This is a genomic window from Lactococcus sp. KTH0-1S, from assembly GCF_052544945.1.
The window spans coordinates 1,173,954-1,194,550 of the sequence record NZ_CP195165.1; the positions used below are offsets into that span (position 1 = coordinate 1,173,954).

General features: G+C 35.9%; 20 protein-coding genes. 19 read left to right on the plus strand and 1 reads right to left on the minus strand.

Annotated elements, in window-relative coordinates:
* Window positions 1–465 precede the first annotated feature (465 nt).
* From hisC to ACRYLU_RS05815, 11 genes are all read left to right on the plus strand, one after another.
* Window positions 466–1,548 carry a histidinol-phosphate transaminase gene (hisC, locus tag ACRYLU_RS05765; protein ID WP_445081357.1) on the plus strand — a complete coding sequence of 361 codons (1,083 nt, stop codon included), beginning with the start codon at window positions 466–468 and terminating at the stop codon, window positions 1,546–1,548.
* Window positions 1,536–2,522: an ATP phosphoribosyltransferase regulatory subunit gene (locus tag ACRYLU_RS05770; protein ID WP_445081358.1), complete on the plus strand. Its 987-nt coding sequence runs from the start codon at window positions 1,536–1,538 to the stop codon at window positions 2,520–2,522. The genes hisC and ACRYLU_RS05770 overlap by 13 nt, the downstream gene beginning before the upstream one ends.
* On the plus strand, window positions 2,515–3,141 hold the full coding sequence (gene hisG, locus ACRYLU_RS05775; protein WP_038600989.1) for an ATP phosphoribosyltransferase: 627 nt from the start codon (window positions 2,515–2,517) through the stop codon (window positions 3,139–3,141). The genes ACRYLU_RS05770 and hisG overlap by 8 nt, the downstream gene beginning before the upstream one ends.
* On the plus strand, window positions 3,125–4,417 hold the full coding sequence (gene hisD, locus ACRYLU_RS05780) for a histidinol dehydrogenase (protein ID WP_445081359.1): 1,293 nt from the start codon (window positions 3,125–3,127) through the stop codon (window positions 4,415–4,417). The genes hisG and hisD overlap by 17 nt, the downstream gene beginning before the upstream one ends.
* A 98-nt stretch (window positions 4,418–4,515) precedes the next feature.
* Window positions 4,516–5,262, plus strand: a complete 747-nt coding sequence (locus ACRYLU_RS05785) for a class I SAM-dependent methyltransferase (RefSeq protein ID WP_235589891.1) — start codon at window positions 4,516–4,518, stop codon at window positions 5,260–5,262.
* The gene (gene hisB, locus ACRYLU_RS05790; RefSeq protein WP_195362400.1) at window positions 5,259–5,861 is read left to right on the plus strand and encodes an imidazoleglycerol-phosphate dehydratase HisB; all 603 of its coding nucleotides are present in this window, start codon (window positions 5,259–5,261) and stop codon (window positions 5,859–5,861) included. Before ACRYLU_RS05785 ends, hisB begins: the two co-directional genes overlap by 4 nt.
* Window positions 5,862–6,464, plus strand: coding sequence for an imidazole glycerol phosphate synthase subunit HisH (gene hisH / locus ACRYLU_RS05795; RefSeq protein WP_058205685.1), 603 nt, complete (start codon window positions 5,862–5,864; stop codon window positions 6,462–6,464). It begins immediately after the preceding gene.
* Entirely contained in the window at window positions 6,464–7,183 is a 720-nt protein-coding gene (gene hisA / locus ACRYLU_RS05800) for a 1-(5-phosphoribosyl)-5-[(5-phosphoribosylamino)methylideneamino]imidazole-4-carboxamide isomerase (protein ID WP_038600973.1), read from the plus strand. The genes hisH and hisA overlap by 1 nt, the downstream gene beginning before the upstream one ends.
* Window positions 7,173–7,952, plus strand: coding sequence for an imidazole glycerol phosphate synthase subunit HisF (gene hisF / locus ACRYLU_RS05805; protein WP_195362399.1), 780 nt, complete (start codon window positions 7,173–7,175; stop codon window positions 7,950–7,952). The genes hisA and hisF overlap by 11 nt, the downstream gene beginning before the upstream one ends.
* A complete protein-coding gene (hisIE, locus tag ACRYLU_RS05810; RefSeq protein ID WP_195362398.1) occupies window positions 7,949–8,587 on the plus strand; it encodes a bifunctional phosphoribosyl-AMP cyclohydrolase/phosphoribosyl-ATP diphosphatase HisIE in 639 nt (212 codons plus the stop codon). Before hisF ends, hisIE begins: the two co-directional genes overlap by 4 nt.
* Entirely contained in the window at window positions 8,588–9,397 is an 810-nt protein-coding gene (locus ACRYLU_RS05815) for a histidinol-phosphatase (RefSeq protein ID WP_445081360.1), read from the plus strand. It begins immediately after the preceding gene.
* Between the two features lie 13 nt (window positions 9,398–9,410).
* On the opposite strand, the gene trhO is transcribed toward ACRYLU_RS05815, so the two are convergent.
* Window positions 9,411–10,370, minus strand: coding sequence for an oxygen-dependent tRNA uridine(34) hydroxylase TrhO (gene trhO, locus ACRYLU_RS05820; RefSeq protein WP_098393842.1), 960 nt, complete (start codon window positions 10,368–10,370; stop codon window positions 9,411–9,413).
* A 425-nt stretch (window positions 10,371–10,795) separates the two neighbouring features.
* On the opposite strand from trhO, the gene ACRYLU_RS05825 reads away from it, so the two are divergent.
* The 8 genes from ACRYLU_RS05825 (at window position 10,796) to ilvN (ending at window position 20,559) form a co-directional block, all read left to right on the plus strand.
* Window positions 10,796–12,337, plus strand: a complete 1,542-nt coding sequence (locus ACRYLU_RS05825; RefSeq protein WP_311865923.1) for a 2-isopropylmalate synthase — start codon at window positions 10,796–10,798, stop codon at window positions 12,335–12,337.
* Window positions 12,338–12,348: 11 nt separating this feature from the next.
* A complete protein-coding gene (leuB, locus tag ACRYLU_RS05830; protein ID WP_200984564.1) occupies window positions 12,349–13,386 on the plus strand; it encodes a 3-isopropylmalate dehydrogenase in 1,038 nt (345 codons plus the stop codon).
* Between the two features lie 361 nt (window positions 13,387–13,747).
* Complete coding sequence (leuC, locus tag ACRYLU_RS05835) at window positions 13,748–15,130, plus strand: 3-isopropylmalate dehydratase large subunit (RefSeq protein ID WP_195927920.1); 1,383 nt, start codon at window positions 13,748–13,750, stop codon at window positions 15,128–15,130.
* Between the two features lie 19 nt (window positions 15,131–15,149).
* Complete coding sequence (leuD, locus tag ACRYLU_RS05840; RefSeq protein ID WP_195362392.1) at window positions 15,150–15,725, plus strand: 3-isopropylmalate dehydratase small subunit; 576 nt, start codon at window positions 15,150–15,152, stop codon at window positions 15,723–15,725.
* Window positions 15,726–15,738: 13 nt separating this feature from the next.
* Window positions 15,739–16,518 (plus strand): ABC transporter ATP-binding protein, encoded by a 780-nt coding sequence (locus tag ACRYLU_RS05845; protein WP_237579825.1) that lies wholly within the window; start codon window positions 15,739–15,741, stop codon window positions 16,516–16,518.
* Window positions 16,519–16,639: 121 nt separating this feature from the next.
* Complete coding sequence (gene ilvD, locus ACRYLU_RS05850) at window positions 16,640–18,352, plus strand: dihydroxy-acid dehydratase (RefSeq protein WP_058205691.1); 1,713 nt, start codon at window positions 16,640–16,642, stop codon at window positions 18,350–18,352.
* Window positions 18,353–18,362: 10 nt separating this feature from the next.
* Entirely contained in the window at window positions 18,363–20,090 is a 1,728-nt protein-coding gene (locus tag ACRYLU_RS05855) for an acetolactate synthase large subunit (protein WP_445080753.1), read from the plus strand.
* Complete coding sequence (gene ilvN, locus ACRYLU_RS05860; RefSeq protein ID WP_010905839.1) at window positions 20,083–20,559, plus strand: acetolactate synthase small subunit; 477 nt, start codon at window positions 20,083–20,085, stop codon at window positions 20,557–20,559. Before ACRYLU_RS05855 ends, ilvN begins: the two co-directional genes overlap by 8 nt.
* The last annotated feature ends 38 nt before the right edge of the window (window positions 20,560–20,597 follow it).

Genomic DNA, 20,597 nt, shown 5'->3' on the forward strand with positions numbered 1-20,597 from the left:
AGTCTACTATTATGTCGAATAAATAAAGGGCTAATAAGATAAATTAAACTATTGAAATTTAAATATTTTCGAGTAAAATACCAGTATTTTCTGGTATTTTTATTATGCTAAATAACAAGATAGATATCTTATTAAAATAAATGTTGACTTTTAAAAATATAAGTATTATAATTCAGATAATTAAGAATTAACAAACAAGAGATGAAAGAGTAGTCTTAGGTATCAGTTGAGAGAGCCTTGTTGCTGAGAAAAGGTCTGATAATGGGATGAACCACACTCATCGCTATCTTACTCACATTATTATGTGAGCGTTAGCTGCGTTAATGCTAAGTTGTTATAACTTACCGAGGTCACTTTTGTGAAAAAGTGATAAATTAAGGTGGAACCACGATTAAACCGTCCTTTAAGCCAAGTGCTTTTAGGCGTTTTTTTATATTATCTTTCTATTCTCGAAAGGAGAAATCTATGAGTTGGCAAAATAACCTTCGGTCAGTAAGTCCCTATATTGCAGGTGAACAACCTGAACTTACTGACATGATCAAATTAAACACTAACGAAAATCCATATCCGCCCACTGGTGTAGCTCAATTATTTAATGAACGTTATAAGACAAAAAATTTGCGTCTTTACCCAAGTACTGACGCGAAAAGTTTAAGAAAAAAATTGGCCGAATATCATCATTTAGAAGTTGAACAGGTTTTTATTGGAAATGGCTCTGACGAAGTTTTGTCACTTAGTTTTCTGACTTTTTTTAATAGTCAAAGTCCTTTATTAATGCCTGACATTACTTATTCTTTTTACCATATTTATTGCGAACTCTATCGAATTCCCTTTCAAAAAGTCCCTGTGGATGATGATTTTAAAGTTTCAATAAAAGATTATTGTATTGAAAATGGCGGAATTGTGATTGCAAATCCTAATGCTCCAACGGCTTTGGCACTAAATCTTAAAGATATAGAAGAAATTCTGAAAAAAAATCAAAACTCAATTGTCTTGATTGATGAAGCCTATATTGATTTTGGCGGTGAAACATGTCTTCCTTTGCTTAAAAAATACGATAATTTAGTAGTGGTTCAAACTTTTTCTAAATCACGGAGTTTGGCAGGAATTCGTTTGGGTGTAGCTTATGGCTCTGCTGAAGCAATTTCTCATTTGTATGATGTGAAAAATTCATTTAATTCCTATCCAATTGATAGTTTGGCACAAATTATTGGAGAAGCAAGTTTAATGGATGAACATTATTTTCAAAAAAATATTCAGAAAATCATTAAGACAAGAGAAGATTTTAAAGATAATCTGATTAATTTAGGATTTGAAGTGACTGATTCAAAGGCTAACTTTGTTTTTGTTCATCATCCAAAAGTAAAAGCAGAAGAACTTTTTAAGGCACTTTATGAGGCAAAAATTATTGTCAGGCATTGGAATCAACCACGGATTGATGATTGGTTACGGATAACTATTGGGACTAATAAAGAAATGAACAAAGTGATTGAATTTTTAAAAGGCTATTTAAAAAAGAATGAGGAAATTGACGAATGGAAAAAATAAATTATCTGCTTCCTGAAGAATCGGCAGAAATGACCTTGAATCAAGTTAAAAGTCTACGGCAGATAGAAGGTCGTTTAAGGAAATTATTTGGCTTGAAGAATTATCAGGAAGTCATGCCCCCAAGCTTTGAATATACACAACTCTATACAGCACTTGAAAGTAATGGAAAAACTTTTAATCAAGAAAAAATGTTTCAGTTTATCAATCATGAGGGACAATCAATTACACTCCGTTATGATTTTACACTTCCTTTAGTGAGACTTTATTCGCAAATCAAGGATTCTACTAGTGCTCGTTATTCATATTTTGGAAAAATATTTAGAAAAGAAAAACGGCATAAAGGTCGTTCAACGGAAAATTATCAGATTGGTATTGAACTTTTTGGTGAATCAGCCGATAAGTCAGAATTAGAAATTCTTAGTTTAGCCCTTCAAGTGATTGAACAGTTAGGTTTGAATGAAACTGTCTTTGAAATAGGCTCAGCAAAATTTTTTCAACGTTTATGTCAGTTAGCTGATGGTTCAACAGAGTTACTTACAGAACTTTTACTCAAGAAAGATTTGAGTGGCCTCAATGCTTTTATCGAAAAACATAATTTTTCTAATGAATTAAGAGGACTTTTCAAAGAAATATTTATTACTAATGATTTATCAAGGTTGGAAAATTTAGTGACAAATACAAAAGATGAAGTGCTCATTTCTTCCTTTGATCAGCTCAAAGAGTTTTCAGAAAAACTTTCAGTGATCAAACCAGTTATCATTGATTTGGGTATGGTTCCTAAAATGGATTATTATACTGATTTGATGTTCAAGGCTTACAGTTCAGCAACTAATCAACCTGTTTTATCAGGAGGAAGATATGACCAGCTATTAAGTAATTTTCAAAAAGAGGCGGTTGCCATTGGTTTTTGTTGTCATATGGACACCATTCTAAAGGCTCTGGAAAGACAAGAATTGGAGGAAGACAATGATTAAAATTGCCATAACTAAAGGACGAATCCAAAAACAAGTCACCAAACTTTTAGAAAATGCGAACTATGATGTTGAACCAATTTTAAATCTAGGACGTGAACTACAAATTAAAACGAAAGATGATTTACAAATCATTTTTGGAAAAGCTAATGATGTCATTACTTTTTTAGAACATGGAATTGTTGATATTGGCTTTGTTGGTAAAGATACGCTTGATGAAAATGATTTTGATGATTATTATGAATTATTGGATTTAAAAATTGGGCAGTGTATTTTTGCTCTTGCTTCCTATCCTGACTTTTCAAATAAAAATTTTCAAAGACGTAAACGAATTGCTTCAAAATATCCAAGAGTGACAAAAAAATATTTTGCTCAAAAGCAAGAAGATATTGAAATTATCAAGTTGGAAGGTTCTGTTGAGCTTGGACCAGTTGTTGGTTTAGCCGATGCAATTGTTGACATTGTCGAAACAGGAAATACTTTATCTGCAAATGGTTTAGAGATCATTGAAAAAATCAGTGACATTTCAACACGGATGATTGTCAATAAATCTAGTTTCAAATTTAAAAAAAATAAAATTATTGAAATGGTGGAGAGGATAGAAGATGCTCAAACAAATTGATTATCAAGGAAAGCTTGAAGAAATTGCTGAAAAATTTCAAGGTCGAAAAACAGAAGTATCAAAAGAAGTTAATAAAACAGTTCAACAGATTGTAGAAGATATTCAAAAAAATGGAGATACTGCCTTATTTAACTATGCTAAAAAGTTCGATAGTTATGATGTGAATACTAGTAATTTACTCGTCACGCTCATGGAACGTGAAACAGGACTAGAACAAATTGATGAGGATTATTTTAGAATTCTTAGACGCACCAAATCACAAATCGAAAAATTTCATAAACATCAACTAGGAAATTCATGGAATATTTTTAAGGAAAATGGTGTTATCATGGGACAAATTGCACGTCCTCTGGAACGCGTTGCTCTCTATGTTCCTGGAGGAACGGCTGCATATCCCTCAACAGTCATTATGAATGCTGTTCCAGCACTTTTAGCAGGCGTCAAAGAAATTGTTATGATTACTCCAGTTAAAGCTGATGGAAAAGTAAATCCTAATATTTTAGCAGCTGCTGAAGTTTGTGGAATAGAAACAATCTATAAAGTGGGTGGAGCACAAGGTGTTGCTGCCGTCGCGTATGGGACAGAATCTATTCCTAAAGTTGATAAGATTGTGGGACCCGGAAATATTTTTGTAGCTACGGCTAAGAAAATTTGTTACGGAGTGGTAGATATTGATATGATAGCCGGTCCGTCAGAAGTTCTAGTTATTGCTGACGAACAAGCCAATCCAAAGTATATTGCTGCTGATTTAATGGCGCAAGCAGAACATGATAAACTTGCGTCAGCGATTTTAGTGACGACTTCTGAAAAACTTGTTCAACGAGTAGATGAGGAATTAAATAGACAAGTTCAAAATTTGGAACGTCGTGAAATCATTGAAAGTTCCATCAGTAATTACGGTGGAGCCATTGTTGTGAAAAATATTGTTGAAGCCTTTGATGTTTCCAATCAATTGGCTCCAGAACATTTAGAAGTTTTGACTAGTGAACCTTTAACCCAGCTTCCAAAAATCAAAAATGCTGGCTCAATTTTTCTTGGAGAGTATACGCCAGAACCGTTAGGCGACTATATGTCAGGAAGCAATCATGTTTTACCAACTGGAGGAACAGCCAAATTTTACTCTGGTTTGGGTGTCTATAATTTCATAAAATATTCGACTTATAGCTATTATCCTAAAGAAGTTTTGGCTGACTTTAAAGAGGATGTTGAGACATTTGCTAAATCAGAAGGGTTGACGGCTCATGCTAACTCAATTTCTGTGAGATTTGAGGAGTAGTAATACTTGAGAAAAGATTTTATAAATTTATTGGTCAAGGCGTGAGGGGCCACATGGATTTTAAAATATTGAATAAGAAAAATAGTAGGGAGAAAAACATGACAAAACAAGAAAATTATTACGCAGAAGTTTTCGAAAAACCATGGGGTCGGATGTTCTATGACTTACTTTTTCCACAGCTCCTACCAAATTTGACAAAAGATTCAAAAATTCTGAGTTTCGGCTCTGGATTTGGACGGACGGAAACATTTTTGATGGAACAGGGATTTGAAGTCACGGGCTATGAGCCTGACGTAGAAAAACTCGAGATGATGTCTGACCAAACTTTTCGTCAGTTGACAGGAACTTTTGACGACTTTGCAGAAACTGTTAAAAATGAGCGTTACGACGTGATTCTCATTCACAATGTTCTAGAATACCTCCCCGACCGAAAAGTCGTGTTGGAATTGCTCTTGTCACTTTTGACAGATGGCGGCACGCTTTCTATTGTCAAGCACAGCAAGTACGGTAGCATGATAGAAATGGCAGCAGGACGTGATAATCCGCAGGCAGCGCTTGATGTTTATGAAAATGAAGCTGTCGCTTCTCACAACCACGGCGATATCCTAGTTTATGACGATGATTGGCTGACAGATTTTGTGGCAAATTACAAACTGAAACTCCAAGAAAAATTTGGCATTCGCCATTTTTACGGTATTTCACAAAACGCAGAAATCAAAGAAACAGACAACTGGTATCAACCCATGCTTAAGTTAGAGCAAAAAGTAGCGAAAGACCAAACGCTGTATCCAGTCGCACGATTACACCATTTGATATTAAAAAAAACTAAGGAGAATCTGTTATGACACGCATATCACACATCACGCGTAAGACCAAAGAAACACAAATCGAACTTTCCATCAATCTTGACGGCACAGGTCAAGCGGACATTAGTACAGGTATTGGTTTTTTCGACCACATGCTGACACTTCTCACCTTTCACAGCGATTTTGACTTAAAAATCATAGGACATGGGGATCATGAAACAGTAGGGATGGACCCGCACCATCTCATTGAAGATGTTGCGATTGCTCTTGGCAAATGTATCAGCGAAGCATTAGGTAATAAGCTCGGTATTCGACGTTATGGAAGTTTTACCATTCCAATGGATGAAGCTTTGGTGACTTGTGATTTAGATATTAGTGGACGACCTTATTTGGTATTTCATGCTGATTTATCAGGAAATCAAAAACTTGGTGGCTATGATACAGAAATGACCGAAGAATTTTTTCGTGCCCTTGCTTTTAATGCTGGGATTACGTTACATCTGAACGAACATTATGGGCAAAATACGCATCATATTATTGAAGGCATGTTTAAATCTACAGCGAGAGCGCTAAAACAAGCTGTAAGTATTGATGAAGCGAAAGCTAATTTAATTCCGTCATCGAAAGGATTACTATAAATGATTGTTATCATCGACTACAATATCGGAAATCTTCAAAGTGTACAGGCCGCATTTTTACGATTGGGACAAGAAACAGTGATTTCAAGAGATTTAGAGGAAATTCGTAAAGCAGATGCACTTATTCTTCCAGGAGTTGGGGCTTTTCCTACAGCAATGAATAATCTAAAAAAGTTTAATTTGATTGAACTTATACAAGAACGAGCTGCTGCTGGAATACCAATATTGGGAATTTGTTTAGGGATGCAAGTACTTTTTGAAAAAGGATACGAGATAGAAGAAAAACAAGGTCTTGGACTTTTAAAGGGAGAGGTAATTCCAATCAAAACTAATGAGAAAATTCCGCATATGGGATGGAATCAATTAAAACTGGCTAAAACCAGTCCAACAACTCATTATTTGTCTGATAATGATGAGGTCTATTTTGTCCATTCTTATCAGGCGACTTGTCCTGATGATGAACTCATTGCCTACACCACTTATGGCGAAGTAAAAATTCCGGCAATTGTTGGAAAAAATAATGTGATAGGCTGTCAATTTCACCCTGAAAAGAGTGGAGTAATTGGCAGAAAGATACTAAAAGCATTCTTGGAGGAAATTTAATGAAGATTATTCCAGCAATTGATTTACAAAATGGAGAAGCCGTGCGTCTCTACAAAGGTGATTATGATAAAAAAACGGTCTATTCAAAAAATCCACTTGAAATTGCTCAAAAATTTGAAAGAATGGGCGCGACTGACCTCCATTTGGTTGATTTAGATGGTGCTAAGGTAGGACAAACTCGCAATTTAGAGCTTGTGCGAAAAATAAAAGATGAAACAAGATTGAAAATCGAAATTGGTGGTGGGATTAGAGATTTAGATACAGTTAGACTTTATCTTGAACAAATTGGTGTGGAACGAGTAGTTTTAGGAACCGCAGCAGTAGAAAAGCCTGATTTTCTTAAGGAACTATTAATTAAATATGGCCCAAGCAGAATCGTTGTTGGGGTTGATATTAGAGAGGGGTTTGTATCAACAAGTGGTTGGTTAGAAAAAACGAGTCTTCCTTATCTGTCATTTTTAAAAAAATTAGAGAGAATCGGGGTTAAAACCACTATTGTTACTGATATCTCCAAAGACGGAACACTGACAGGTCCAAATTTTAAACTTTATGACGAAATTTCAAAGGAATGTTCTCTAAACGTGATTATTTCTGGAGGTGTAAAGGATAGTTCTGATATTCAACGTGCAACTCGTTCTGATTTCTATGGGATTATTGTTGGGAAAGCTTACTATGAGGGGAAAATAAATCTTGAAAAGGAGTTCAGGAATGCTAACTAAAAGAATTATCCCTTGTCTTGATATTAAAAATGGTAAGGTTGTTAAAGGAATCAATTTTGTGGGTTTAAGAGAAATAGGTGATCCAGTGGAATTGGCCAAAATATATGAAGAACAGTGTGCAGATGAAATTGTTTTTCTTGATATTACGGCATCTTTTGAAGAACGTGAAATTATTGGTGAATTAATTGGTCGGGCGGCGCGTGAACTTTCAATTCCATTAACCGTTGGTGGAGGAATACGTTCAATTGATGATTTTAGAAGAATTCTTGCTAGAGGAGCTGATAAAGTATCCGTCAATTCAGCTGCAATTGAAAATCCTGAACTTATTCGTCAAGCGGCTAACGAATTTGGCGTTCAATGTGTTGTTGTTGCTATTGATGCTAAAAAACGAGCAGACTATAGGGGATATGATGTCTATATCAAAGGTGGGCGTGAAAATGCAGGTCTTGACTTAGTTGATTGGGCTAAAAAGTGTGAAAGATTAGGAGCAGGTGAAATTTTACTAACCTCAATGGATAAGGATGGAACAAAGACAGGCTACGATTTGGAAATGCTGGATGTCGTTTGTACTGCTGTTAATATTCCTGTTGTAGCAAGTGGCGGTTGTGGGAAGATTTCGGACATTGTTGAAGTTTTTCAAAAAACAAGAAGCGATGCTGCCCTTGTTGCTTCATTATTTCATTATGGCGAAGCAACAGTTGATGAAGTTAAAGACGAACTTATAAAAAATAATATTCCAGCAAGAATTATTAAGAAGGAGACATTATGAGACCAGATTTTCATAAGCAGGAACTTATTCCTGTTATTGTTCAAGATTATCAAACAAATCAAGTATTAATGCTTGCCTATACAAATGAAGTGGCTTTTGAGAAAATGCTTGAAACTGGTGAAACTTGGTTTTGGTCACGTTCACGACAAAAGCTTTGGCACAAAGGAGAAGAATCAGGGCATTTTCAAAAAATAAAAGGAATGCGTTTGGATTGTGACCAAGATACTTTACTGATTTTTGTTGAACAAATTAGTAATGCTTGTCATACTGGTGCTTACTCTTGTTTTTATGATGAACTTATTCCTTTTGATGACTCTGATATTTTTAGTGAGTTGGAGAAGCAAATCATCGACCGAAAGTTACATCCAGTCGAAAAATCTTATACGAATTATTTGCTTGAAGAGGGCATCGATAAAGTATTAAAAAAGATTGGTGAAGAAGCAAGCGAAGTAATCATTGCTAGTAAAAATTCGGATAAAGGAGAACTTTTAGGAGAAATTGATGATTTACTCTATCATTTGTTTGTATTAATGAATCAGCAAGGTATTTCTCTTGAAGAAGTACGACAAAAAGCAAAAGAACGGCATCAGCTTGAGGGAAATAAGAAGGAATTTCATACAAGGACGGCAGATTAAATGAAAAAATTAGATTATCATTTCCACTCTCATTTTTCGGCTGATAGTGAGGAGCTTCCTAGAAATCATGTGATAGAAGCTATAGCACATGGTTTAGAAGAAATTTGTTTTACAGAGCATCGAGATTTTTATTTTCCAGGAATGGATTTTTCACTAAATCTACCTGAGTATTTTCAAGAAATCAATCGATTACAAGCGGAATTTAAAGATAAAATTAAAATAAAAATTGGCTTGGAAATGGGAATTGATTTACGTTTTAAATCAGAAATTAATCAGTTTATTGATTCGGCTCCTTTTGATTTTGTGATTGCCTCTGTTCATGAAATTGGAGATATTGAAGTTTATGACGGAACAGAATTTTATCTACAGAAAACAAAAGAAGAAGCACAAAGAGAATATCTTTTAGCTTGTTTAGATGTTGTTCAAAATTTTGAGACTTATAATTCATTTGGTCATTTAGATTATGTTGCTAGATATGGACCTTACACGGATAAATCTATAAAGTTTGCAGAGAATCGGGAGATTTTATTTGAAATCTTGCGGGCTTTAGCTTCAAAAGAAAAAGCATTAGAAATAAATACTAGATTGTTTGATGATCCGAAAACTGGACAATTTTATAGTGATTTATTGATTAATTTTAAAAAATTAGGTGGAAAATTTATAACTTTAGGAACGGATAGTCATATAGCAAAGCGTGATTGGCTTTCAATTCATAAAGCAAGAACTTTAATTAAAAAAGCTGGTTTTCATGAACTAGCAACTTTTAGTGGGATGAAAATTGATAAAAATAAAAAGTCTATTAAAGAATAATAGACTTTTTATTTTATGAGGCTAAATCTTTCTCAAGTAGCGCAAGACGTTCTTGAACTTCTTGATTTGATAGTTGGTGGGCTTTGATGTAACGGTTATTTGGATGAACTCGACATTCATGTGAACAAGCACCAAGATATTTTGCTTCGTTTTCCTCTGAAGCTAACATTTGTCTGTTGCATTCTGGATTTCCGCAATTGATGTAACGTTCACATGGGCTTCCATCAAACCAATCACGTCCGACAATGACATGTTCTTTTTGGTTGATTGGAACTGCGATTCGGCTATCAAAAACATACATTTGTCCGTCCCAGAGATCTCCTTGAACTTCTGGGTCTTTTCCGTATGTGGCAATTCCTCCGTGAAGTTGACCAACGTCTTTGAAGCCTTCACGAACGAGCCATCCTGAAAATTTTTCACAACGTATTCCACCGGTACAGTAGGTTAAAACACGTTTTTCCATGAATTGTTCTTTGTTATCTCGAATCCACTGTGGAAGTTCTCTAAAACTTCTTATTTCTGGACGAATGGCGCCACGAAAATGTCCTAAGTCAAATTCATAATCATTTCGTGCATCAATTACTACAGTATTTTCATCAAGCATGGCCTCACGAAACTCTTTTGGATCAAGATAAGCCCCAGTAAGTTCCAAGGGATTGACATCATCTTCTAAACTTAAATTGACTAATTCAGGGCGATAACGGACATGCATTTTCTTAAAAGCATTTTGCTCGGCTTCATCAATTTTGAAAATTGTTGAGCTAAAGCGAGGGTCATTTTTCATCAGTTCCATGTAGGCATTTGTTTGCTCGATAGTACCAGAAACAGTTCCGTTAATTCCTTCGTCAGCGACTAAAATGCGTCCTTTTAAACCTAATTCTCTACAGTCTGCGAGGTGTTTTTGGGCAAAAGTTTCTCCATCTTCAATTGGGACATATTGGTAATATAATAAAACTCGATAATCTTGAGTCATAATTTCTCCTTAATCTTATTAGTACATTAGAATCCATTATAATTTAATCATTTTCTGTCTATCAAAAGCAACAAAATTGCTTGTATATTTTCTAACAAGCTTAATTATTGTGGATTTAATTGAATATTAAAGGGAGAAGTTGTAATCTATTTGTTGTTAAATTCTTGTTAATAGAAATAAATGCATTAAATATTATTATTTTATTGACAATTTAAAATATTAAGAGTATTATAATGTAAATTAACAAAAAAAGAGGAACTTGAAATGACATACACACAATTTTCATTGTTGTTGATCAAGGTGGACCTACATTAGCTTTTGTGGCTAAAAGATGTGGGTCCTGTTTGGCGATAGTCATTTCGAGGACCGAGAGACGTCCTCACGGGCGTCTTTTTTGTTTCTTAATAAAAAATAGAGGTAATATTATGCGAAAAATTGAATTCTTTGACACAAGTTTGAGAGATGGCGAACAGACACCAGGCGTTAGTTTCTCCATTTCAGAAAAAGTAACGATTGCTAAACAACTGGAAAAATGGGGGATTACTGTCATAGAGGCTGGTTTTCCCGCGGCAAGTCCAGATAGTTTTGAAGCAGTAAAGCAAATTGCTGATTCTTTGAATGATACGGCTGTCACTGCATTAGCTCGTTGTGTTATCTCAGATATCGATAAAGCGGTTGAAGCGGTAAAGGGGGCAAAATATCCGCAAATTCATGTTTTCATTGCCACTTCACCTATTCACATGAAATATAAACTTAAAATCAGTCCCGAAGAAGTTTTGAAAAATATTGATAAATGTGTGAGATACGCACGTGAACGGGTCGAGGTTGTTGAGTTTTCTCCAGAGGATGCAACAAGGACAGAGTTGAATTTTCTTTTGAAGGCTGTTCAAACGGCTGTCGATGCAGGAGCAACTTATATTAATATTCCTGATACTGTCGGTTATACGACGCCAGAAGAATATGGAAAAATTTTTAAATTTTTGATTGATAACATTAAGTCTGAGAGAGAAATTATTTTTAGTCCACATTGTCATGATGATTTAGGGATGGCTGTAGCTAATTCATTAGCTGCAATTAAAGCTGGGGCTGGGAGAGTTGAAGGAACTGTCAACGGCATTGGAGAGCGAGCTGGGAATGCTGCTCTTGAAGAAATTGCTGTGGCACTACATATTCGTAAAGATTTTTATCAGGCACAAAGTCCTTTAAAACTTTCAGAAACTGCTGCAACGGCAGAACTAATTTCGCAATTTTCAGGAATTGCTATTCCAAAAAATAAAGCAATTGTTGGTGCTAATGCTTTTGCACATGAATCAGGAATTCATCAAGATGGTGTCCTTAAAAATGCTGAAACTTATGAAATTATTACACCAGAACTTGTCGGAATAAAGCATAATTCGTTGCCTTTAGGTAAACTTTCTGGTCGTCATGCTTTTAGTGAAAAATTGACGGAACTTAATATTGCTTATGACGACGAAAGTCTTGCAATTTTATTTGAAAAATTTAAAAAATTAGCTGACAAGAAAAAAGAAATTACTGACGCAGATATTCATGCCTTGTTTACAGGAGAAACGGTAAAAAATCTGGCTGGATTTATACTTGATAATGTTCAAATTGATGGGCACAAAGCACTGGTGCAACTAAAAAATCAAGAAGAGGAAATTTATGTTAGTCAAGGAGAGGGGGCAGGTTCAGTGGATGCAATTTTTAAAGCTATTGATAAAGTCTTTAATCATCAACTAAAATTAATTTCCTATTCAGTTGATGCTGTAACTGATGGAATTGATGCACAAGCAACGACTTTGGTTTCTGTTGAAAATCTATCTACGGGCACTATATTTAATGCTAAAGGTGTTGATTATGATGTATTGAAAGGAAGCGCCATTGCTTACATGAACGCTAATGTTTTAGTTCAAAAAGAAAATTTACAAGGAAAGGTTGAACAAATTTCAGCTCATGATGGAATTTAAGGTGAAAAATATTGTCTAAAAAAATTGTGACACTTGCGGGAGACGGAATTGGGCCAGAAATTATGTCAGCTGGTTTAAGTGTTTTAAAAGCTGTCAGTAAAAAAATTGATTTTGAGTATGAATTAGAAGCCAAAGATTTTGGAGGAATTGCAATTGATAAGCATGGTCATCCTTTACCAGAAGAAACTTTGCAAGCAGTTAAAAATGCGGACGCAATCTTGCTCGCTGCAATTGGTCATCCTAAATACAACGATGCAAAAGTTAGACCAGAACAAGGGTTACTTGCTTTACGGAAAGAATTAGGACTTTACGCTAATGTTCGTCCATTAAAAATTTATCCGGCTTTAAAAAAACTTTCTCCCATCCGAAATGTTGAAAATGTTGATTTCCTAGTGATTCGCGAACTGACAGGGGGAATCTATTTCGGTCAGCATGAATTGGCAGATGATAAAGCACGAGATGTCAATGATTATTCTGCTGATGAAATAAGAAGAATTCTTCATTTTGCTTTCAAAAGTGCTCAAAGTCGGCCCAGAAAATTACTGACTTCGGTTGATAAACAAAATGTCCTTGCAACTTCTAAATTATGGCGAAAAATGGCTGATGAAATTGCTGACGAATATCCTGATGTACGATTAGAGCACCAATTGGTCGATTCTTGCGCGATGTTACTGATTACTAATCCGCAACAATTTGATGTAATAGTCACTGAAAATCTATTTGGTGATATTCTCTCTGACGAAGCGAGTAGTTTGGCTGGAACTTTGGGAGTGATGCCATCGAGTTCACACGGCTTTAACGGTTTGTCACTTTATGAGCCAATTCACGGTTCGGCACCAGATATCGCAGGAAAAGGAATTGCGAACCCTGTTTCGATGATTTTGTCAGTTGCCCTGATGCTAAGAGAATCTTTTGGGCAAGAAGAGGGGGCTGCGATGATTGAAAAAGCCGTAACTCAAACTTTTACTGACGGAATTTTGACTAAAGATTTAGGTGGAACCGCGACAACTGAAGAAATGACAGAAGCAATCCTGAAAAATTGTCAGTAAAATGCGATTGAATAGTGAGCATTTTAGTTGTAGATAAAAGAACCGTCAGCATAGCTGACAGTTCTGTCAGAATTGCGATTGAAGAATGAGCATTTTAGTTGTAGATAAAAGAACCGTCAGCATAGCTGACAGTTCTGTCAGAATTGCGATTGAAGAATGAGCATTTTAGTTGTAAATAAAAGAACTATCAGCGTAACTGACAATTCTGTCAGTAAAATGCGATTGAGCAATGAATATTTTAGTTGCAGACAAAAGAACCGTTAACAAATTTGAGAGATCTGTCAGTAAATATTACTGACAGAAAGTACAAAATTACTGACAGAATTTGTCAGAATAAATTTTTAAAAAAGGAAATAAAAAAATGTCAAGTAAAACAATATTTGATAAACTTTGGGATCAGCATGTGATTGCTGGAAATGAGGGAGAACCTCAACTGCTTTATATTGACCTTCATGTTATTCATGAGGTTACGAGTCCGCAAGCATTTCAGGGCTTACGTGAAGCAGGACGTCGTGTTCGGAGAAAAGATTTGACATACGGAACTCTTGACCACAATGTTCCAACACAAGATATTTTTAATATTCAAGATTTGATTTCTAAAAAACAAATTGATACTTTTACTAAAAATGTCAAAGAATTTGATGTTCCAGCGGAGACTCATGGTGGAAAAGGACAAGGAATTGTTCACATGGTAGCACCTGAATCTGGCAGAACTCAACCGGGGAAAACAATTGTTTGTGGCGATAGTCATACCGCAACAAATGGAGCATTTGGTGCAATTGCATTTGGAATTGGTACAAGTGAAGTTGAACATGTTCTTGCAACTCAAACCATTTGGCAAGTTAAACCCAAGCGTATGAAAATTGAATTTCAAGGTCATCCACAAAAAGGAATTTATAGCAAAGACTTTATCCTCGCATTAATTGCTAAGTATGGTGTGGATGCAGGTGTAGGTTATGCGGTTGAATATAGTGGGGATGCTATCAGTGATTTAAGCATGGAAGAACGGATGACAATCTGTAACATGTCAATTGAATTTGGGGCAAAAATTGGCCTGATGAATCCTGATGAAAAAACTTATGACTATGTCAAAGGGCGTGAACATGCACCTGAAAACTTTGAGGAAGCTGTCAGTAAATGGGAAAAACTTGTCAGTGATTCTGATGCACAATACGATAAGATTTTAAGTCTTGATGTCAGCCAGTTGAAACCAATGGTGACATGGGGAACAAATCCCGGAATGGGCTTAGAATTTGGCGAAAAGTTTCCAGAAATTAATAATGATTTGAATTATGAACGTGCTTATCAGTACATGGATTTAAAGCCAGGCCAAACTGCTTCTGACATAGATTTAGGCTATATTTTCATTGGCTCTTGTACGAATGCTAGACTTGGTGATTTAGAAGAAGCTGCAAAAATTATTGGAGACAGACATATTGCTGATGGACTGACAGGAATAGTCGTCCCCGGAAGCAGACCTGTGAAAGAAGCGGCTGAAGCACAAGGGCTTGATAAAATTTTTAAAGAAGCTGGTTTTGAATGGCGGGAGCCGGGTTGCTCAGCCTGTCTTGGAATGAATCCTGACCAAATTCCAGAATACGTTCATTGTGCTTCAACCTCTAATCGAAATTTTGAAGGACGTCAAGGACATAATGCAAGAACGCATCTGTGCTCTCCAGCTATGGCTGCTGCCGCCGCAATCGCCGGTAAATTTGTAGATGTTAGAACGCTCGTAACAGATTAGTCTGTAGAAAGATAAAAAGATGGAAAAATTCACGATTTACAAAGGGACAAGTGTTCCAGTCATGAACGACAATATTGACACAGACCAAATTATTCCTAAACAATTTTTGAAAGCAATCGACAAAAAGGGCTTTGGAAAAAATTTATTTTATGAATGGCGTTATCTTAAAGATTACGATGAGAATCCTGATTTTATTTTGAATGCTCCAAAATACAAAAAAGCTTCTCTGTTAATTTCAGGAGATAATTTTGGTTCTGGTTCTTCAAGAGAACATGCAGCGTGGGCGCTATCAGATTACGGATTTCGAGCAATTATTGCTGGCTCTTACTCAGATATTTTTTATAATAATGCTTTAAAAAATGGCTTGTTACCAATTAAACAACCAAGAGAAGTTCTAAATCAACTGACAAAACTGTCAAGTCAAGAAGAAATTACAATTGATTTACCCGATCAGCTAATCATCACAAGCCTTGGTGACTTTCATTTTGAGATTGACCCCATTTGGAAAGACAAATTAATTAATGGATTAGATGATATTGGAATAACTTTGCAATATGAAGAAGCAATCTCAGCTTACGAACAAAAAAATCAATAAGAGCGAGCCTAAAATGACAATTATTAATTTGAAGAATGTAAATCTTACTCGAAATAAAAAAGAAATTCTTAAAGATATTACTTGGAAAGTAAATCCCGGCGAAAATTGGGTTATTCTGGGCCTCAACGGCTCTGGAAAATCAAGTCTTTTGAAATTGATTTTAGCAGAAGAATGGAAAACTTCTGGCGAAATCACTGTTTTAAATACTCAATTTGGAAGTGGAGAAATTCCAAAGTTGAGAAAAAGAATCAGCGTAGTTGGCTCATTTATTGCTGAAAGATTTCAACCAAATATTAAGGCTGAAAACCTTGTTTATACTGGGAAATTTAATTCGAGCATGCTCTATAAACCCTACACAGATCAGGAACTTGATGAGGCACGTCAGCTTTTAAGACAAATGGGCGCAAAATCACTTATTGGCCGAAATTATGCCAGCCTTTCTCAAGGAGAAAAGCAAGTTCTTCTTATTGCTAGGAGCTTAATTTTAAAGCCTGAGCTTTTAATTTTGGACGAAGCAACGAACGGCTTAGATTTATTTGCTAAAGAAAAATTATTAAAGCAACTGCAGCAGATTAATCAATTAAAAACCGCACCAACACTCATTTATATTTCTCATCATCCCGATGAAATTACTGATATTTTTACTCACCTTTTACTTTTAAGAGAAGGAAAAGTGATTCAATCAGGGAAAAAAGAAAACTTATTAAATGAAAAGATACTTACAGATTTTTATCAAGAAAAAGTAGAAGTTCACCGTTTTGAGCAGAAATATTTTGTAATTCCTGCTAACTGATAAAGGAAAGCAAAAGTATTTTATATACTATATAGAATATTCTGACAAATTATTGTATTTTCATTTTTTTAGTGATAAAATAGCTCTATGTAAATTTACGGGGAGGTCAAAAAGATAACATATGGAATTCAAATATAACGGAAAAGTTGAATCAGTGGAACTCAATAAATATTCTAAGACATTGACGCAAGATCCAACGCAGCCAGCAACTCAAGCGATGTACTACGGCATTGGTTTTAAAGATGAGGATTTCAAAAAAGCTCAGGTCGGAATCGTCAGCATGGATTGGGACGGAAATCCATGTAATATGCACTTAGGAAACCTTGGGAGTAAAATCAAAAGTTCTGTCAACCAAACTGACGGATTGATTGGACTTCAATTTCATACAATTGGAGTTTCTGATGGAATTGCCAACGGAAAGCTTGGCATGAGATATTCTTTGGTCAGTCGTGAAGTGATTGCTGACAGCATCGAAACCAATGCTGGTGCTGAATATTATGATGCCATCGTTGCCATTCCTGGTTGTGATAAAAATATGCCAGGGTCAATTATCGGAATGGCTCGCTTAAATCGTCCGTCAATTATGGTCTATGGTGGAACGATTGAACATGGCGAATATAAAGGTGAAAAATTAAATATTGTTTCGGCCTTTGAAGCTCTGGGACAAAAAATCACTGGAAATATTTCTGATGAAGATTATCATGGCGTCATTTGTAATGCCATTCCAGGACAAGGTGCTTGCGGAGGAATGTACACTGCCAATACCCTGGCTGCCGCTATTGAAACTTTGGGAATGAGTTTACCTTATTCCTCTTCCAATCCAGCAGTCAGTCAAGAAAAACAAGAAGAGTGTGATGAAATTGGTTCAGCCATCAAAAATTTATTAGAAAAAGATATTAAACCAAGTGATATCATGACCAAAAAAGCTTTTGAAAACGCCATAACAATGGTCATGGTCCTTGGAGGCTCAACCAATGCTGTGCTTCATATCATTGCAATGGCAAATGCCATAGGCGTAGAAATTACGCAAGATGATTTCCAACGAATTTCAGATATTACCCCTGTTCTTGGCGATTTCAAACCGAGCGGAAAATATATGATGGAAGATTTGCACAAGATTGGTGGCCTTCCTGCTGTTTTGAAATACCTGCTTAAAGAAGGAAAACTTCACGGTGATTGTTTGACCGTCACAGGTAAAACTTTGGCTGAAAATGTTGAAACAGCATTAGATTTGGACTTTGACAGTCAAGATATTATGCGACCACTCAGAAATCCAATTAAAATAACTGGACATTTACAAATTTTGTACGGCAATCTTGCCCAAGGGGGTTCTGTTGCAAAAATTTCTGGTAAAGAAGGCGAATTTTTCAAAGGAACTGCTCGTGTTTTTGATGGAGAACAACACTTTATCGATGGCATTGAGTCTGGCCGATTGCATGCCGGTGATGTTGCGGTCATTAGAAATATTGGCCCAGTCGGAGGTCCGGGAATGCCAGAGATGTTAAAACCAACTTCAGCATTAATTGGAGCAGGACTTGGAAAATCTTGTGCCCTCATTACTGACGGAAGATTTTCTGGTGGTACACACGGCTTTGTTGTGGGGCATATCGTCCCTGAAGCAGTTGAAGGTGGGTTGATTGGTTTAGTTGAAGATGATGATATTATCGAAATTGATGCGGTGAATAATAGTATTAGTTTAAAAGTTTCTGATGAAGAAATTGCTAAACGACGTGCTAATTATCAAAAACCAGCTCCTAAAGCAACGCGTGGTGTCCTTGCAAAATTTGCCAAACTTACACGCCCCGCTAGTGAAGGTTGCGTTACAGATTTATAGAAAGGTTTGAATGAAAAAAATAAAGTTAGAAAAACCTACTTCCGGTTCCCAACTTGTTCTCCAAACCTTAAAAGAACTTGGAGTAGAAATTATTTTTGGTTATCCTGGTGGGGCTATGCTCCCATTGTATGATGCAATTCATAATTTTGAAGGAATTCAACATATTTTAGCCCGTCATGAGCAAGGAGCAACACATGAAGCTGAAGGTTACGCTAAATCGTCTGGTAAAGTTGGTGTCGTCGTTGTTACTTCTGGACCGGGAGCGACTAATGCAGTAACCGGAATTGCTGATGCTTATCTTGATTCAGTCCCATTGTTAGTTTTCACAGGTCAAGTTGGCCGTCAGTCAATTGGTAAAGATGCTTTTCAAGAAGCAGATACTGTTGGAATTACAGCCCCAATTACAAAATATAATTATCAAATTAGGGAAACCGCAGATATTCCAAGAATTGTTACAGAAGCCTATTATTTGGCAAGGACAGGACGTCCTGGACCAGTAGAAATTGATTTACCAAAAGATGTTTCCACCCTTGAAGTCACTGAAATTAATGACCCAAGCTTGAATCTTCCTCATTATCACGAAAGTGAAAAAGCGACTGATGAACAATTGCAAGAATTACTGACAGAACTTTCTGTCAGTAAAAAACCAGTCATTATTGCTGGCGGAGGAATTAATTATTCTGGCTCAGTTGATATTTTCAGAGCATTTGTCGAAAAATATCAAATTCCAGTTGTTTCTACATTACTTGGCTTAGGAACATTACCAATCAGCCACGAATTGCAACTAGGAATGGCAGGAATGCACGGTTCATATACTGCAAATATGGCTTTAGTTGAGGCTGACTATATCATTAATTTAGGATCACGATTTGATGATCGAGTTGTATCCAATCCGGCAAAATTTGCCAAAAATGCTGTCGTTGCTCATATTGATATTGACGCTGCTGAACTTGGCAAAATTGTAAAAACCGATATTCCAATCCTTTCTGATTTGAAAGCGGCTTTAAGCAGACTTTTGCAATTAAATAAGGTTAAGACTGATTTTAATGATTGGATTAAAACTGTCATTGAAAATAAAGAGAAAGTACCATTTACTTATGAGCCACAAAACCATGATATCCGTCCACAGGAAACAATTAAATTAATTGGAGAATACACTCAAGGAGATGCAATCATTGTGACCGATGTTGGGCAGCATCAAATGTGGGTGGCGCAATATTATCCTTATAAAAATGCAAGGCAACTGATTACTTCTGGGGGAATGGGAACGATGGGCTTTGGCATTCCTGCAGCAATCGGTGCAAAACTAGCACAGCCAAATAAAAATGTCATTGTTTTTGTTGGCGATGGTGGCTTTCAAATGACTAATCAAGAATTAGCATTACTTAACGGCTACGGTATTGCAATCAAAGTTGTTCTGATTAATAATCATTCATTGGGAATGGTACGTCAATGGCAAGAATCATTCTATGAAGAGCGACGTTCGCAATCGGTTTTTGATGTTGAACCCAATTTTCAATTGTTAGCCGAAGCTTATGGCATCAAACATGTTAAGTTAGATAATCCAAAAACTTTGGCTGATGATTTAAAGATTATTACTGAAGATGAGCCAATGCTTATTGAAGTTCTAATTTCAAAATCTGAACATGTTTTACCAATGATACCAGCCGGATTACATAATGACGAAATGATTGGACTTCATTTTACTGATGAGAACGAGGAGGTAGATAATGCGTAGAATGATTATCGCAAAACTTCATAATGTGACAGGAATTATGAATCGATTTACCGCTGTTCTCAATCGGAGGCAAGTGAATATTCTCTCAATTACCGCTGGAGTTACAGAAAGTCAAGACTTAACACATACCACTTTTGTTATTGAAGTTGATCATCTTGATGAAGTAGAACAAATCATTAAACAATTAAATCGCTTAATCGACGTGATTGAAGTAGCTGATATTACAGATTTGCCTCATGTAGAACGTGAAGTCGTCTTGATTAAAGTATCAGCTCCACCGACCATTAGGGCAGAAATTTTTACAATGATTGAACCTTTTAGAGTAAATGTAGTTGATGTCAACCTGGAAAATGTCACCATTCAATTAACGGGTGATTCAGCAAAAATCGAAGCACTTATTGATGTTGTTAGTCCTTATGGCATTCTTAATATGGCTCGAACAGGTAGTGCAGGTTTTGAGCGTGGCTAAATTAAATAAGTTAACAAATAAATAGAAAAATAGAGGAA

Excerpts from the sequence above, each read along its gene's own strand:
- hisC (WP_445081357.1), top strand. The coding sequence starts at position 466 with ATGAGTTGGCAAAATAACCTTCGGTCAGTAAGTCCCTATATTGCAGGT.
- ACRYLU_RS05770 (WP_445081358.1), top strand. The coding sequence starts at position 1,536 with ATGGAAAAAATAAATTATCTGCTTCCTGAAGAATCGGCAGAAATGACC.
- hisG (WP_038600989.1), top strand. The coding sequence starts at position 2,515 with ATGATTAAAATTGCCATAACTAAAGGACGAATCCAAAAACAAGTCACC.
- hisD (WP_445081359.1), top strand. The coding sequence starts at position 3,125 with ATGCTCAAACAAATTGATTATCAAGGAAAGCTTGAAGAAATTGCTGAA.
- ACRYLU_RS05785 (WP_235589891.1), top strand. The coding sequence starts at position 4,516 with ATGACAAAACAAGAAAATTATTACGCAGAAGTTTTCGAAAAACCATGG.
- hisB (WP_195362400.1), top strand. The coding sequence starts at position 5,259 with ATGACACGCATATCACACATCACGCGTAAGACCAAAGAAACACAAATC.
- hisH (WP_058205685.1), top strand. The coding sequence starts at position 5,862 with ATGATTGTTATCATCGACTACAATATCGGAAATCTTCAAAGTGTACAG.
- hisA (WP_038600973.1), top strand. The coding sequence starts at position 6,464 with ATGAAGATTATTCCAGCAATTGATTTACAAAATGGAGAAGCCGTGCGT.
- hisF (WP_195362399.1), top strand. The coding sequence starts at position 7,173 with ATGCTAACTAAAAGAATTATCCCTTGTCTTGATATTAAAAATGGTAAG.
- hisIE (WP_195362398.1), top strand. The coding sequence starts at position 7,949 with ATGAGACCAGATTTTCATAAGCAGGAACTTATTCCTGTTATTGTTCAA.
- ACRYLU_RS05815 (WP_445081360.1), top strand. The coding sequence starts at position 8,588 with ATGAAAAAATTAGATTATCATTTCCACTCTCATTTTTCGGCTGATAGT.
- trhO (WP_098393842.1), bottom strand. The coding sequence starts at position 10,370 with ATGACTCAAGATTATCGAGTTTTATTATATTACCAATATGTCCCAATT.
- ACRYLU_RS05825 (WP_311865923.1), top strand. The coding sequence starts at position 10,796 with ATGCGAAAAATTGAATTCTTTGACACAAGTTTGAGAGATGGCGAACAG.
- leuC (WP_195927920.1), top strand. The coding sequence starts at position 13,748 with ATGTCAAGTAAAACAATATTTGATAAACTTTGGGATCAGCATGTGATT.
- leuD (WP_195362392.1), top strand. The coding sequence starts at position 15,150 with ATGGAAAAATTCACGATTTACAAAGGGACAAGTGTTCCAGTCATGAAC.
- ACRYLU_RS05845 (WP_237579825.1), top strand. The coding sequence starts at position 15,739 with ATGACAATTATTAATTTGAAGAATGTAAATCTTACTCGAAATAAAAAA.
- ilvD (WP_058205691.1), top strand. The coding sequence starts at position 16,640 with ATGGAATTCAAATATAACGGAAAAGTTGAATCAGTGGAACTCAATAAA.
- ACRYLU_RS05855 (WP_445080753.1), top strand. The coding sequence starts at position 18,363 with ATGAAAAAAATAAAGTTAGAAAAACCTACTTCCGGTTCCCAACTTGTT.
- ilvN (WP_010905839.1), top strand. The coding sequence starts at position 20,083 with ATGCGTAGAATGATTATCGCAAAACTTCATAATGTGACAGGAATTATG.